The 15,077-nt window shown below is 41.5% G+C and carries 14 protein-coding genes and 1 pseudogene; 8 read left to right on the top strand and 7 right to left on the bottom strand.

The features are described 5' to 3' along the window. The first annotated feature begins 22 nt into the window (after positions 1 to 22). Complete coding sequence (locus tag BM359_RS06110) at positions 23 to 1,321, top strand: three-Cys-motif partner protein TcmP (RefSeq protein WP_054490938.1); 1,299 nt, start codon at positions 23 to 25, stop codon at positions 1,319 to 1,321. Between the two features lie 5 nt (positions 1,322 to 1,326). Here the strand turns inward: BM359_RS06110 and BM359_RS06105 are convergent, their stop codons facing one another. Beyond that, positions 1,327 to 2,187, bottom strand: coding sequence for a BrxR family transcriptional regulator (locus BM359_RS06105; protein WP_054490936.1), 861 nt, complete (start codon positions 2,185 to 2,187; stop codon positions 1,327 to 1,329). A gap of 247 nt (positions 2,188 to 2,434) precedes the next feature. On the opposite strand from BM359_RS06105, the gene BM359_RS13085 reads away from it, so the two are divergent. From BM359_RS13085 to BM359_RS06085, 5 genes are all read left to right on the top strand, one after another. After that, positions 2,435 to 2,605 (top strand): hypothetical protein, encoded by a 171-nt coding sequence (locus BM359_RS13085; RefSeq protein ID WP_167336996.1) that lies wholly within the window; start codon positions 2,435 to 2,437, stop codon positions 2,603 to 2,605. Position 2,606: 1 nt separating this feature from the next. After that, entirely contained in the window at positions 2,607 to 2,939 is a 333-nt protein-coding gene (locus BM359_RS06100) for a YegP family protein (protein WP_054490934.1), read from the top strand. Positions 2,940 to 3,132: 193 nt separating this feature from the next. Beyond that, a complete protein-coding gene (csrA, locus tag BM359_RS06095) occupies positions 3,133 to 3,315 on the top strand; it encodes a carbon storage regulator CsrA (protein ID WP_054490932.1) in 183 nt (60 codons plus the stop codon). 88 nt (positions 3,316 to 3,403) lie between these two features. Beyond that, complete coding sequence (locus tag BM359_RS06090) at positions 3,404 to 5,140, top strand: hypothetical protein (protein ID WP_054490930.1); 1,737 nt, start codon at positions 3,404 to 3,406, stop codon at positions 5,138 to 5,140. Next, entirely contained in the window at positions 5,140 to 5,745 is a 606-nt protein-coding gene (locus tag BM359_RS06085) for a hypothetical protein (RefSeq protein ID WP_054490928.1), read from the top strand. Before BM359_RS06090 ends, BM359_RS06085 begins: the two co-directional genes overlap by 1 nt. On the opposite strand, the gene BM359_RS06080 is transcribed toward BM359_RS06085, so the two are convergent. The 6 genes and pseudogenes from BM359_RS06080 to BM359_RS06060 all read right to left on the bottom strand — a co-directional run bounded on the left by BM359_RS06080 (position 5,737) and on the right by BM359_RS06060 (position 11,690). Further along, positions 5,737 to 6,687, bottom strand: a complete 951-nt coding sequence (locus BM359_RS06080; RefSeq protein WP_054490927.1) for a hypothetical protein — start codon at positions 6,685 to 6,687, stop codon at positions 5,737 to 5,739. The two genes, BM359_RS06085 and BM359_RS06080, sit on opposite strands and share 9 nt — an antisense overlap. 445 nt (positions 6,688 to 7,132) lie before the next feature. Beyond that, positions 7,133 to 7,684: a hypothetical protein gene (locus BM359_RS13125; RefSeq protein ID WP_054490926.1), complete on the bottom strand. Its 552-nt coding sequence runs from the start codon at positions 7,682 to 7,684 to the stop codon at positions 7,133 to 7,135. A 96-nt stretch (positions 7,685 to 7,780) separates the two neighbouring features. Then, positions 7,781 to 8,248: pseudogene (locus BM359_RS13200) on the bottom strand (TniQ family protein); the annotation flags it as partial. Continuing rightward, positions 8,203 to 9,096: a TniB family NTP-binding protein gene (locus tag BM359_RS06070; protein WP_054490924.1), complete on the bottom strand. Its 894-nt coding sequence runs from the start codon at positions 9,094 to 9,096 to the stop codon at positions 8,203 to 8,205. The pseudogene BM359_RS13200 and the gene BM359_RS06070, both read right to left, overlap by 46 nt. A 7-nt stretch (positions 9,097 to 9,103) precedes the next feature. Then, positions 9,104 to 11,035 (bottom strand): Mu transposase C-terminal domain-containing protein, encoded by a 1,932-nt coding sequence (locus tag BM359_RS06065; protein ID WP_054490922.1) that lies wholly within the window; start codon positions 11,033 to 11,035, stop codon positions 9,104 to 9,106. Continuing rightward, positions 11,022 to 11,690: a TnsA endonuclease N-terminal domain-containing protein gene (locus BM359_RS06060; RefSeq protein WP_054490920.1), complete on the bottom strand. Its 669-nt coding sequence runs from the start codon at positions 11,688 to 11,690 to the stop codon at positions 11,022 to 11,024. Before BM359_RS06060 ends, BM359_RS06065 begins: the two co-directional genes overlap by 14 nt. 158 nt (positions 11,691 to 11,848) lie before the next feature. On the opposite strand from BM359_RS06060, the gene BM359_RS06055 reads away from it, so the two are divergent. Both BM359_RS06055 and BM359_RS06050 read left to right on the top strand, forming a co-directional pair. Next, positions 11,849 to 14,011, top strand: a complete 2,163-nt coding sequence (locus tag BM359_RS06055) for a hypothetical protein (RefSeq protein ID WP_054490918.1) — start codon at positions 11,849 to 11,851, stop codon at positions 14,009 to 14,011. 459 nt (positions 14,012 to 14,470) lie between these two features. After that, positions 14,471 to 15,025 (top strand): trypco2 family protein, encoded by a 555-nt coding sequence (locus tag BM359_RS06050; RefSeq protein ID WP_054490916.1) that lies wholly within the window; start codon positions 14,471 to 14,473, stop codon positions 15,023 to 15,025. Positions 15,026 to 15,077 lie beyond the last annotated feature (52 nt).

Here is a 15,077-nt window from a genome sequence, read left to right as displayed (position 1 = left end):
TAATAGAATCTAGGAGAACTGGGTGGTCGCAAACAAGGATAAGTATCAGTGGATTAAAGATGAGACGCCACCAATTATTGAAGAACACAGTATTGTTAAACACTCTATAATTTCAGACTATATTCATCGGTATATATGTACTCTATTAGGCGGGTTCGCTTGGGATCAGCTGAAAATAACAATAGTAGATGGTTTTGCCGGTGGAGGTAAATATACAAATATTTTAGACGGTAATATAGTAAAGGGCTCCCCGTTTGTAATATTGGATTCAGTTCGAGAAGCTCAGGCCTATCTTGAAGCGAAGTATGAACGCCCGAAAGAAGTACATGCAGAGTACCATTTTGTCGAAAAAGATAGTAATTACTTTCACTTTCTTACAGGTGAGCTTTATAGATCACAGTACAAAGATAATGTTAACGAAAACTTATTCCTCTACAATAGTTCGTTTCATGAATCTGCCGACAAAATAATTCGAAGAATTTATGAAAGAAATAAAGCTCAGAGATGTTTGTTTATCCTTGACCAGTTTGCTTATAAAGATGTTCCTTTTCAATATGTAAGTAAAATTATGGGGCACCTAAAGAACAGCGAAATCCTATTGACCTTTGGATTTGAATCACTTCAAAGCTTTCTTTCGGATAATAAGTCAAGTAGAAGTGCAATGCGGAAGATTGGACTAGAGCAATATATTGATTGGGATAGATTGGAAGAGTTGAAACACCACGGTCTATGGCACCACCTGATACAAGAACAACTATCTTTAGCTATAAAGAAAGCATCAGGGGCTGAACATATGACGATTTTTTTTATAGAGCCCAAAAAAGGTTGGTCTTATTGGTTGGTTCACTTATCTAAGCAGTACAAAGCCCGATCAGTGATGATGGATATTCACTGGGATTCAGCTAATAAGTCGAATGGTCAGTTTAGCCACGTTTTAGGTGATGGTCTCTTTGGGTTGGGTTTTAAAGCATCAAAAATTCCTAAACAAGCGATGTTCGAATTTGATGATGTAATGGAGTTTGACGAAGAAGGCCGGCTTCGATGTGTAAATGCGCTGACTAAAGATCTTTCAAAGTTTATTTTTGATCATCAGCCACTAACTTATCAAACCCTATTGACAACTATAGGGGATCTAACAGCGGCAACGGAGGACTCAATTAAAGAAGCTTTACAGAATGTTATGGATTGCAAAGAAATAAAAATTATTAACAGTGAAAGCAATAGGCCTCGTCGGACAGCTAAACAAATTAAAGGCAACGATATTTTGCAGTACGAACAACATTCTCTTTTTCCAGTGCAGGACTTTAGTTTTCAGAAATAGCCTTTTTAGTTTCCGCCTGGTGCTAAATGCTTATTGGAGAAGTCTACTTTAGAAGTGTTTTTTAAGTGTAAGAGTATATGGTCGCCGGTTAAAATCGCACTTTTTGAAACATCAATGTTCCAACTATCAAGTAAGTACCCTGCTAAAGCACGTCTAATGCGCTTAGTTAAGACATGGTTTTTCATTCTATATTCGTATGCGACTACATCAGTTACTTTTCCTAATCGTGGGTGCGGTTGTATCTCTAGCTCAACAAATTCCATCCAGTCCTCGTCATGATCTATTTTCTCATGCTCGAAAATTATTTGATTAGAAACCTTACTAACCGACTGGATTCGGTTAATGACAAAATCTATGAATTTCTTGCGTTTTCTATCGAAAGCTCTCACATGCCATCGCAAGCCACTATCTGCAATAGAGTGAGGAATGATTTCGCGTAGGGAACCGGTTGGGCTAGATTTCGAAAGATATGAAATTAAGATAACGTGTTTGCGTTTTATTGCACGGGTCACAGCCGACAATATACTTAGGTCGACATTAAATAGTGAGTTTTTAACTGCAACTGATTCGCCGTCTATATGCGCATAGCTGTCACCAAAGCCGTCGGTTAGCGTGCTAACACACTTTTCTGTAGACACTTCAATAATAGGTTTAGCCTCCTCTTGCCACTCGTAACGGCGAATATTGGGACGGTAGATTAGGTTATCCTTAGCTAATGAATTATAGAGTTGGAATGTCCGCGTAGCACTCGCATCACTAATCTCGAAGCGCTTTGTTAGGTCAGCTCTGGATACCACACCATAAAAACGACCCATGAACTCTATGTGAGCCAAAAGCTCTTTTTGATAACCACTTAATTCACTCATCACCGGTGCTCCAATCAACAAAATCGATCAGGACGATCAGAAAGATCGAATAAATAGATCAAATTGCTTGACGTAATCAATTTGACTAGTATAATCGTAGTTACAAAAAAAAGCTACCACTAAATAATGGCAGCTTCTTTTTGAGGTTACTAATACAGGATTAGTGGAACCTTCCGTTTCGCGACAGATAGTTTCTACTAACTCCTGTTTAGTGTCAAATCATTTACAATTAAACAGGAGTCATATTATGGCGACTAATCCCCCAGTTGGTGATAACCAACGCAAAGGTGCTGTTCGACAGCGCTCACAAACTCAGATACTCAGTGGTCACTGGGTGAAGCGAAATGCCGAAACTGGGCAATTCATGAATGTTAAAGCAGACAAGACGCCTTTCAAGGGCGTGAGAAAGGAGAAGTAATATGTCAGCACGTTATGAATTGTTCCAGGGAACTGATGATCAGTATTATTTCCGTCTAAAGGCCGCTAACGGTGAAATTATCCTTCAAAGTGAGGGATATCAAGCCAAACAAGGCGCCGAAACTGGCATTAGTTCTGTAAGAGTGAACAGCCCTCTTGATGAACGCTATGAAAGCAAAACCTCTATAAGTTTTAAATACTACTTTGTACTAAAAGCCAGTAACGAGAAAGTTATCGGAGTCAGCCAAATGTATACGACGACACAAGGCCGGGATAAAGGTATAGCTTCGGTTAAGGCGAACGGTCCGGACGCTCCGGCTTACGATTTAACTTAATTAGTAGCTCTGATTAGAGCCGGATTTTATCCGGCTCTATTTTATTCTCCCGGTTTGGTTTTCGTACGCTAGTAAGTGAAGTGTTGTCAGAAATTGCCGTATAGGTCTGTAGGAGCTCACTGCAAACGCGCTTGATTGACTTTTCTTTTTTATCGGTTTCGGTAAGATTGAGTTTTTAACAGGGATTGTCGATATGCTGATTCTAACTCGCAGAAATGGTGAAACATTGAAGATTGGCGATGAAATAAGCGTTAGTGTTCTTGGTGTAAAAGGGAACCAGGTTCGCTTAGGAATTGATGCGCCTGATGATGTCGATGTTCATCGTGAAGAAATCTTCCTCCGTATTAAAGCTGAATCAGAGTCGCAGACAGACTGAGACTTTCTAATAAATTGACATAGACTCACCAACATAGCTTTGAGAACCAAACCTTTCATTTAATGTTATACAGAATGAAAGGTGTTACGTGATCGACAATATAAAAATTGAAGGACTGCCACTTGATGACGAGGAATGGCTCATCAAAGAGTATGGCGGGATTAAATGGAACGCATCTGTTTCCGATGAACCTCTGGTAAACGTACTTTTAGAAAACGTTAATACAGGTGAATTTAGTGATAGCGACGTCGCTAAAAGCTACACGAAGCTCCTTGAGAAAGGCAGCATCTGGAAGAATGGCGAGTATGTTAGAGAACAAAAAGGTCTGATTGAAAAGGTATTCAGGTTCTCGTTCGGAGCTGATGATAAAGAACTCTTCACCGGAGCCTGGGATCGAGACAAAGACGATGAGTTACCAGACGAAACTCTCGAAAAAAACCGCAAACGTTACGTATTTCCTCCCCACGTATATAAAGTACCAAAAAGCTTTAGTGAAGCGCAGTTTTTTACTGTAAAGACTGATTGTGGTGTCGAACTTTTAACGAATTCTCTGACTGTTTTCGACAAAACTTATGGGGTATCAGGCTTCTTGCAGCAGGTTGTACTCAGTCACTATGCTAGCCTGGCCATTAAAAAGTTGGAGTTCACGGAGTTTGAAGAGAAAGATTTCAGCAACGAACGTAAAGAAAATGAGTGCATACTAGGCCTTGCCAAGGACGTTTTAGATAGTGATCGGTATTTCGTCTACTCCTTAAAGCACAGCGAATATACTATGAAAACTGTAAACTACATTGCAACCCAACTTAATAAAAACAGGAAAGGTTCGACGTTTTTGCGCGTTCGACCATGGTCTTCGGGTTACCACCAATGGAAAGTGTCGGGGATCTGGCTTGTGCCAGAAAAGCGGTTTCTAGCGTTAAAAATAAAAAAGTATTTGCTCCCGAAATTTAGCAATTTCTTTCTTGTTCGAGAAAACAGCAACATTGTTAGTGAAAATGGCAATCAAGCTGAAAAGCGTTGTTCGGGCAAGAACAGGAATGCCAGTAAAAACGTGACTGGAACGTCAAAATCATGTCCTGCCTCCGACTCTATTGGAGAGGATATCCCAATTAACGGCACTGAAAACTGGGGTGAAACAGATGTTCGAAAGGCAATACCTAAAGAAAATAAAAGCAAGCGGCAATATAATGATAGAAAACCAGTACACCGGGAAAAGGTATCCCCAAGTAGCCACACCGGCAGTAACCCTGATGTGGGCAAAATCAATCTTCGTGATGCTCCAGAGGAGCATGATCCGGTTAAGAACTCACCTAACACCATAAACCTGCTTTGGTCTGCATTGCACAAGCTTGCTAGTGATAAAGCATCAGAAGTATCTCCTCCAGACTCACTAACCTCAACAAACGGGCAATATACATTTGTAGCCGGGCAGTTATGTTTGATAGAGCCCGATAATAGTGAGGCATGGTGCTTTAGAAAGGAGCATAGAAAATATCGTAGGCGTCACTATCAAACCTTCCCAAAAAGAAAGTTCGGTACTTTCCATCTTGTCTTTCAAGGCTGTCACTTTTTTTTCGTATGCATTGAAAGGTTCAGTAGTGAGAAGTTCAGAACGTGTATTTTTTCCTTCGATTCTGAAAGCGAATTTCTCGACGTATTGCCTACGGTGCTGTCAGATATTGTCGCAGCGAAAGGGGTATGGAAAAAAGCGTCTAGAGCGATGAGCAGAGGGGTCACCCAAATCACTCATCGAGGAGAGAAAAACGAGATCGCGGGTCAGATAGCACGAAAACTTGAATTACTAACAGAAAATAAGGCTAAATAATGGATATATGGGAAATTTACCTGTTAGCGGTACTAGTGTCATTAATCATTTCGGTAGCAGCGAAAGCCAGAGTCTTTCATTTTGAATATCTGAAAGTCTTTCGGTTACGTTCATTGAAAAAGCAGATTGATGAACTGGATTCTAAGATAGAGTCTGAGTCCGTTATGAAAGAATTGCTGAGAAAACTCTATCTTGAGGAAAACAGCGGAGCGTATTTAGGAAAGCGGCTATCCGATGAACAGCGTTCGATTCTAAATGAACAAGTTGAAAAGCTTGGCATCCTTGTCTCAAGGGTAACAAAAGCCTGGGAATATGTAAGAATTGATGAGATTTCCAGAACGCTTTGGGTTAAGTTCAAGCCAATCGATAAACTATGCTTTATTTACTTTACTTTGTTATTTTCAAGCACCACTCTATTATTTTTAACGGGGGTATACTTGAAGCTTGATGAAGATAGCGCTATTTCACCTTCATGGAAGGTAATTGTATATACTCTGGCTATGTCTCTTATGCTTTTCCCTGCCTTAAGAAGGTACGCCGCTGGGTATCACTTAAAGAAACATATAGACCGAAAGAAAAGTCGCGATGATTCGGAGTCAAAGTAGGTTTTTGTTTAATTTCTGAAGCCGGGTTGGAGATGGCACCCAGTATGTATGGCTTTTAAACGTCACTTCCAGGCCGTCTCCAACTTCCTTTATGTGAATGTGTGCATTTCTGGGAAGGTAAAAGTCATGAAAGTAATCCAATGCGAAGAAAGCATATAGGCGGAAAGCTTTTGAGCTTGGCTTCTTTGAATAACGTTTAAGAGAGGCAACAACTCCATTTTCGGCATTTGAGCTAGGCATGAAAATACCGAGGTTAGTGTTTTCTCGAGTGAAGCTGACAAACTTAAATATCGATGCACGCTGCCCCGGCGATTCTCTTAAGAGACTTTCCAACGCCTTCTGAGGACGTTCCGCCCACCGGTTGTGGCCTATAAGACTCTTCATCGCTGAGGTTTCAAAACGTAGTGTTCGTGTTTTAATGTCCCCTTTTTCAAGCTGACTTTGTCTCAGGCTGGTATATTCAAGAATCGCTTCCTGGAGGGCAGATGACTTTGCTTTTTCAAAGATCAAAGTATTCATATCAATCGTTCGTAGATCCATGGCTGTGACGAGTAACATCTCGTCAAATATAACCCCTTTACTCTCTAGAAATTGTCGAGGCATTGAAGAGCGCCTTAAATAGCCACCATCGATTTGCTTAAGTAAACCGAGCGTCAGGTACCAATCATTAGGGAATGATTCAATCTTTTCAAAAAATGGGATGTATCGGTTTTGTTTATGTGCGGCATCGAAAGAGTTTCGCGTTTTTTCTAGCCAATTCACAAATTCGATAAACAGACTTTTGCCACTTGGCGTGTCGAATCCTAAAGCATTTTGCTGCTTTCTAATTTTATTAAGGCGCTTTGCGCTGCAAAGCTGGCAGATAGTTTTCTCTTTCCCAGTTAACTCTGCGTCACACCCGATACAGTAATATTTGATGTTATCTCGACATCGATAGCACATGAGCGCTCCGTTATCGAGTGTATAAAGCTTTCTGCGAATACCGCACTGCGGGCATTTAGGACGTAGCTTATGGCGGCACCCATCACAAATGGGTGAATTGACGCCGACGGAGAGCCCCCTGGAAACGACATCCTGTTTTCCACAAACTGAACACGTCTTGAGCTCTTTTATATAACGGTAGCAACTGCTGCAAAATGGTCCGGCCGCTAGTATCTTACTTATTTTCCGACCGGTACGTTTGCATCGAACACAAGGCGTTACTCTGGGGTAACAGTCACAACATAAGCGCTTTTTGTCATCCTGGTGGATTCTTTTTTGCTGATTGCAATTGCTGCAGGTTGTAAGTGGGAAACATCGCAGATAGCAATTGGCACAGTAGGTTTGTTCTTTATAACGTCGAGTGAACTGGTCAACAAAACGACCACACTGATCGCATATTTTTGTTTTAGAGGTTTCCAAGGTTATGCTTCCTGATAAGGAGTTCCCACTTCTTCTCAACAACGGGCCGAGAGCAAGGCTTCTTACTAAAAATCACCGAAGGCTTGTTGTTTTTTTTCTCTTTGGGCTTTGATGATTGCTCTACTCCTAAAATTTTTAGGACTGGTGGTGGAGTAACTGTTAGAAGGGAGCGCATGAATGACTGGCTTAAACCTCTTGGAGCCAGTTGGGCGATTTCTTTGCTGAATGAATTGCTATCCATTGCTTCGCAATACTTAAGGAAAACAGCTCGAGTTTCAACGGTCAGAAAGTCGAAGTTTACTCCTGAGCAAGATGCTATTAATGCCCGATCTTTCCTATTTACAAGATCTGCGAAAACTTCCCTATGTGCTTCTGTGCGCCCCAAGGATAACTTGCGAAGCATAGCTATCCAGAAATCCAATTGATGAAACCTGTCTTGAGTGTCCGTGTTGGGTTCATTGATTAAACGAACAAGCTCATGTGTTGTATTGGTGAGTTCCTCGTTAGCTTTTTTGGAAGGATGACTAGAAATGTCCATTTGGCAATGCTTACAAGCTCTCAGCGTTTTCTTTTTAAGCTGATGAGGCTCTACTGACTGCTTACAATACGGGCAGCAGTCTTGAAGAAGGCATTGGTGCTTTGGACACATCGTAATGAAAGAAAGTCTCCACATACGTCTGAAATATGGCTCTGAATCATTGTTTAAGCACTCAGGACAGAAAGGTTGATAACGGTAGGTATTTAAATTCCGGGTTCCCCTCGCTACGACCCAAGGCCAAGGCGTTTGTGAAATAAGTTTGGCGCGAGAAATTTTCTCTAACGTTGAACGCAGCATCATTTGCTCTATACGTTCCTCAGGGATTCCGGAGTATATGCTTAGTCTATGAAGGCGGGGCTTTGTAAGTTCTCGATCTAAATCTAAGGTCCAAGCTCTCCATTTATCCCAGAGATATGATGTCAGTATCAATGGCTTTGTGAAGTTATCAAAGCTAGCTCTTATCAACCAGGAAGATAATAACTCATCCTCAAAAGGCTTGGTTTGTATCGGCCAGGGTCTTAAGTGAGTTTGATTTCTCTCTGTCCTTTCGTTGGGGTGAACCATGAGAAAGCTTCCACAATGTCTATATCAATTTTCTCCTTACCACTATGTATAGCCTCAATTGCGCAAACTTTCAGCAGCTCATGTAAATTACCTAGGTTTCCATCAGAAATCTTGAGAATACGTTCGCCCAGCTCTTTACTTGTTAGGTTGGATTTCTGTTTAAGGGGCAATGCCTTTTCAAAGCTAGATAAGAGTTGAACAAAATCTTTATTTCGCTCCCATTTCGGTAGCTTCATCACCCAAAAGCGGCTTTGTAGCTGGGGATCGTTCTGAATAACCGAGAGAGCGTCCTTAGTGCCGGCACCGATAATAGGGATTTTTACCTTGTTAGAAATCATTTTTAATTCAGCTAAGGCATTTTTTCGTTGTTTTGCAGTGCCTGCCAACAAAGTGTGAAACTCATCTAAAATGAGCATTTTCACCTCGCAAACTCTCATCAAGTCAAAGGCTTGTTTTCTGAGTTCGCTTTCCGTTTGTGTCGTCTTAAATGGCGCCCAGAATTCTTCTAATATTGATATGTAGATATCTTTGACTTTCGGGGCTGATACTTCGGTGACTAAAACGGGCTTCTTAAGTATCTCATCCTCTTCGTCAACAATAGGCTGCCCATAAGCTTCGCAAAACTTCTCAATAACTGACGATTTACCGTTATTGGACTCACCGATGAGAAGCGCCGAACGCATTCGTTGCTGTTTTGGCTGATCCATAAGGTTTTTTAGCTCTTGAATAGCTTTGATGGCTATTGGGTAGCTTATCCACCTCTTTTGATTGATAAAAGAAACACGCTCTTTGTTTGGTAAAAGGACTACCTGCCGATATTTCTTGTCAACGTGTTTGAATTCGTCCATTTGGCTCTCACTCTATTTCAAAACTTTCGATATCCGTTCCCCAGATATCATCGGTTGGATCGCTTGACTCATCAGAAGAGCGTTGAGGGCTAGAAGTGCTACTCCCCTTAGTGTTGTTAGTGCCTGTATATATCTGGGCCGGAGACGACTGTGTTTTTCGACGGATGTTGGCCGCGCCGGAGCGCCTCGCTTTTTTAGTTGTGGTTCTGGATTCTTCTTCTATTTCTCTCATGCTCTCGATAGCCTGAAAAATTGCCTGCTCATTTATGAGTGTGTCATCAAGTGACTTCAAATATTTTCTGGCCTTCTCAAGTTCCCATTTATTCGTATAGGGGTGTGTCGGATCGGCATAAGGCACTTCGTGATATAGCTTCTGGAATGGGTCGTAGACCCATACTTTAGTTATATCCCTAGGGTCGCGTCGAACAATGTATTTTCGGTTTTTACCGTGCTCGTCTCTCTCGCCAATAAGGTGGCGGATTCCATCCGAATAGTAATGTATTCTATCCCAAACCACTCCTTCTCCAGAGATACTCCTCATTGTTCGAGGGAGAAAATCGAGCTCTAGTGTTAATGGGTCATCAGGTATATCCGGTAGTCCGGTCGCCATAATTCCGGGCGCTCCTTCTATACCCATCCGCCACTTCGTTATCGGAGCGATGCCTAGTGAGCTGTGAGGCGTGTGGTGATACTCAATTATTGCGTGAACGAGCCACCTTTCTATCTCATCGATAGTCATGGTAGCGTTCTTTTCCGGGTCGTAACTCTCTCTCTTACCTGCGCTATTGAAAGTTTTACCATCCAACTCCGCTATTTTTTTAGAGAAAGTTCCCAGGTAACGCTCTACATGACCTCCATAATTAGGCTTCTTGACAGGTCTGAACTCAATATCAATTCCGTTGGTAGCACATGCCTCTGATAGGTTAATGGAGCGAAAGTCAGCGCCATTATCTGTGTGGATCTTTTTCGGAAAACCCCAGACATTCCACTCTCCCTCGACACCAATGTGCTTTAACCACTTATCCTTGGGCAATATCGAATGAGATATGCACATAGCGACGGATGTTAGGCTAGGCGCATCCAACGATAGGTATACCCCGGTGATAACTCGAGAGAACACGTCAATTGCTACTGTAAGCCAGACCCTCTTAATACTTTGTCGAGTTTCTTCATCAACAATAATAATATCTAGAGGGGTGTGATCGATTTGAACGACATTCAAAATAGTGTCTGCGCCGGGGAATTTCCCTGCCTTTACTGAGAAGCGATTATTTGCTTCTTCTATTCGTCCTCTACCGCGCAAACGTTTTTCCTCTGGGATCCTATCAATTCGTCGGTAAATAGTGGCTTGATGTGGTGGTTTAAGGTCAGCTTTCAGGCAGGCTCTTTTGATTTCGGAATATACCTTTTTAGGACTTGGCTGCTTTATGGTCAGATAAAGGTTCTCAATGTAGTGATCAATTATCGCGTTAACATTACTATCGAGTCGCTTACGGTTATAACTCCATCCTCTGCGCTTCGGAATAAGGCTTGTGAGTGCTTGAGTCGATTGATAAGCCCTGAGCCAGTTGTAGAGTGTCGTGTAGTGGCAATCAACTTCAGCAGCACGTAAACGGACATGGCTTTTCTTGGGTTGGTCGAGTTCAAGTAGAGGCTTAATGGCTTCGAGTCGGTTTTTCGCTATTTTGTAGTCCGCTTCTGAAATGTCATCTAAATCGGGCTCAGCAGGCATTAAATCAGACGTTACGGTAGTGGCATGCTCTATGAGCTTATTAATTGCAACGATATCGGCCGTGTTTGAGGTAACATTTTTGACGATGCATTCTTTTTCGTTGAGTATTTCTTTTACCAGATATTCATCACCACCCATGATAACTGAGGTACCGGGCGTCAATTTAAACCGGCGTCTTTTTAACTGATGTCCGTTAGAAGTTGCCATGGTTAACTCCAACGATTTCAGTTTCCTCAGATAGCGGCTCAGATAAGTTCAGCTCTAGTTTATGGTCAAGCGCCAATCGCCAAATATCGTTTTCTCGAATGCCGGGCGTTTTTTTCTCTGAATTAAACCTCTGAGTAAAACGCCTTACGGCAATTGGAAGAAGCATGCTCTCTAGGGTGCTTTTAATTTCATTTGCTATGTCACTACTGACTTTTCGGCTGGCAAAGTTCCTAAGCATCTGAAGGTTTTCCAGTATCGAGTCCCGGATGCGTCGTTCATCATAGAGTTTAAAGGCCCACCCGTTTTGCTTTGCAAACGCGAATGCTGCAGAAAATTTATAACGCAGTTTGTGGAAGTCGCTTTCCAGCTCTTGTTTCTCTTTAACTTCTACCAGTAATGGTTTGCGCATAGGGTTAGTGAAGTAAACCAGGTAATCTGGCGTATATCGGCGCTCTATGCCATTTGCATCAATATAGAATAAGCGAGCAGGCTGCGAGACCACTCGCTCAACAGAGCGGTCATAATCCATCCGCATAACGAAGTCGCGCTCAAGAGTTGACTCGTATGGAGTTGGCTCTTTGCCTCGAAAAGAAAAGTAGCCAGATACGCTTCTGCGTGTAGGCTTGATTTTGCGAACCGGCGTTTTGAAGTCCATGATAGTAGCGGCTATTGTGCGAACATGAATTTAACATAGCAGGCCTTTGAGTGGCTGCCAATACTAAAATTGAACTGGGAGGAGACCATAGCATCCTTAACTAGGCTCAATTAATGATGTACTTTAGCCCAGGTGTGTTTATAAGGATTAATTGTTTGATGCAAAACAAACTTAACGAAGCTCTACAACATTACGTTTTAGAATATGATAAAGAGCATCCTCAAGATCATGTCAAAAGTCGCCTAGAGAGCTATATAGAACAAGATAATGTGGATTCTGCGTTTATGGTGTCGGGTCACTGGGCAGCTGGCAAAACTTATGCAGTGAAACAATTGATTAATCAGCGCGAAAAGCGGATTAAGAATAGTAGCTATATTCGTCAAGCAGGCACTCAAATGTTATTGATGCTGTACAGCATACTTCTATCGATAGGGAAGCATTTTCTTCGAATGTTCAGAGAATATTCTCCATGCCAAGCGACATCAAAGGATGATTTAGGCCGCAAAAAGCAGGAGCGTTACGCATACATCTCGTTAAATGGAATAACTAGCATTTATGAACTCAGAGCGTCGCTTCGCTCAAGACTATCCGTGTTGTCAGACGACGTTGCAAATATGGCGGGTGAAGTTTCTCGAGATATCGGAGGAATTGTTAATTCTTCAGGGTTTATAAAGTCATTAACACAATGGCTCTTCAGTCCTTCAATTGAGCGATACTTCCGTAAATATAAAGTCATTATAGTTTTAGATGATGTTGAGCGCAGCCAAATCTCGTTGACCGAGTTTTTTGGTGAAGTTAACCGTTACACGGAAGAGCATAATGTACATGTAATTTTTATTTGTGCCGAATCAGAGCTAGTAGACCGCCAATTAGATTTACCTAATAAGGTCAAGGCGCAAGAGGATAAAAAAGACTCGAATGCAGACAGCGTAACTGAGACTAGATGGTATCTCGGTACTAGAAATAAAGCCATAAAAGGCAATTGGGTCCGCTGCAGGACAAATCCTTATTTAGTGTTAAGGGGTCTTTTAGAGCGGCATTTTGCTGATACGGAATTAGAACAGGCATTACTGGCTGGGCACGGTATGAGAATTATGTCCCCTGAAACGAAAGGTATTGCCTTTCTTGAGCAGCTTGTCGAGTGGTCTGTTAACAAAGAAGAGAATGAGGGAGAAGATTTACGCCAGCTGGAGAAAAATATAGAAAAGATCAAAACTGTTTGTGAAGGATTGGATGGTAATGCTCATCACCCTATTACTCTTCAACTATTGTGTAGCGCAATAGTATCTATAAATTCACTTAGTTTTTCCCTGAGTAAACAGTCTGCAACCCCTAGCTTAAAAGCATCCTTTGAGCGTGCTTATTTTAAAAATATGCCGGTGAATTGTGATGCCTTGTTATCAGAATCGAAAGAAAGCTTGAAACCTTTGACAAAGAGCTTGTCAATCGGAGCGTTGAATTTAGATGAAGACCTGAACCATGCCGTCGATAAACTAGATACACAGTTTAAAGAGTATGATGTCCACAGAGTTCATTATGATGCGTTAGCGCTGCTTGAAGAGGGGGAGGCTAATCAAGCCCAGAAGAAAAGTACATTAAAAAATGTTACTGAATATATGAATTTGAATAAAATTCTAGAAGTTACTTTCCCCTTTCGAGCTTACAAAGCGTTGATCCCTGCTAATCGAAGCAAAAACTCTAGCTTGACTGGTTCTGAACAGAAGTTAAAAGAGGCCTCTGTAAAAGCTATCAGTGATTATATAAAAAATCTTAAAGGGCGTGTCGATAAAATTGGGTTTGACGTTATAAATGATGTAATAAGAGGAAGCCCTTTATTTTTAGATTTTTTAAAAATTTATACTGAAGCGACTGAACCAAAAGTTAAGGGTTACCTTAAGAAAATAACCGATAGGTTTTTACTGGGGGACAAGGATTTGCTCTCTGGAATCCCCGAGTCTTTTCTATTTCATTATCAATGTGTTGTATTTGGTGACCGAAAAGACGGGAAATCGGAGTTTCACGTCCAGTTGTTTTTTAACTATGCGCACAATCTTCTTTCCGAGGTTTTTGACGCAAATGATATGGGTAGGAAATTGATAAAATGGTTTGAATCCGAGAAGAATGCCCCGTGGAATGTATCTACGCTTCTGGTATTAAGCTCTGCGAGCAATCCAGCAGAAGTAAAACACACCAATTCTTATAAAAAATGGTTAGATGAGATTAGGCAGTATGTCGATTGCAAACTTCCAGAGGAGGTTAAAAGCACTCCGGAGGTTTATGAGTTTTTCCAGCGTATCTCGTTGACCGTAAATGATGGCTAAATTTGTATTGAGGACTTAATTTTCACATGACTAAAAGGTAGTCACATAATAAGCACGGCTATTAATTGAGTTTAATTTGTGAACTGACACCTTGTCTTCGGACTCTCCATAACTATGGAGACAGTTTGTCTCGGAGATGAACAATTAAGCTCAGCCAAGCCTCTCTTATAGGAGCAAGTCAGGGATGCGGTTGTTGATGGGTTTCTTGATATCAAAGAGGCTATGGCTAACCATGTAAAAGCAAACTGTAGGACGTTGAAGTTTAAGTCGAAAAGTGGTTGATTAAAGTTTGGTGTCGGCACAATAGCGAAGTTAAGTGCATACTCTCTCTCATAGTACCCCTACAGTCAGGTACGATATTCCCAGTGGTGACTTATCTCGTTCATGATGACTTGTACTACACTGACTTAATGCGTTTCGTTAACGTATAGTTCGAGCTAATCATAGAGAGGGAGCATTGTGAGTAAACGAGACTTTGAACTAAAGGATGCGATAAAGGAAGTACGCCGGCAGATAAGTGAGGCAGTAGTGAATGATGAGAAAAACGAGGGATCTCCTAAAGGTGCATTGAGACTATCTCAGGTCACTTTTGAAGCCGGGGTGTCATTTTCGTCAACAAGTAGCGGAGGTGTCAGTATTTCGTTACTGTCAGGGAAACTCCAGTCGAATCAAACAACTGTCAACAAATTAACCTTCACGTTTGACGTGTATAGTGCTGTGAAGGATTCTGCTCACCGCTTGTTAAACCCAGTAGACGCTGGAGGTGATAGCTTACTTGGAAGAGAATTTACAACATTAGCTGGCTCCAAGATTGATTTGGAGAAAGGTATCTTTTGGACACTCAAAGACAAAAATGGCAATGAGTACTCTTATTATATTACTACCGGAGAGTTGAAGCCGCCACCACGACCTGATGTACAGTATTTAATTGATGACTCGGGCCGTCAATTTCAAGTGGTTGAAGGACATCTTGTATTAACTTCTAGTAGCGGTGGAGCCCAATCTGAGGAGTAGAATACGAGATTCGTGGTTTTAGTTTAAACAAAATATGGACGTTGCTTTTAAG

Origin of the sequence: Idiomarina abyssalis (genome assembly GCF_900116625.1) — a bacterium.
Taxonomy (GTDB): Bacteria; Pseudomonadota; Gammaproteobacteria; order Enterobacterales; family Alteromonadaceae; genus Idiomarina; species Idiomarina abyssalis.
Note: the sequence above shows the minus strand (reverse complement) of the source record. Positions and strands in the feature narration are given on the sequence as shown.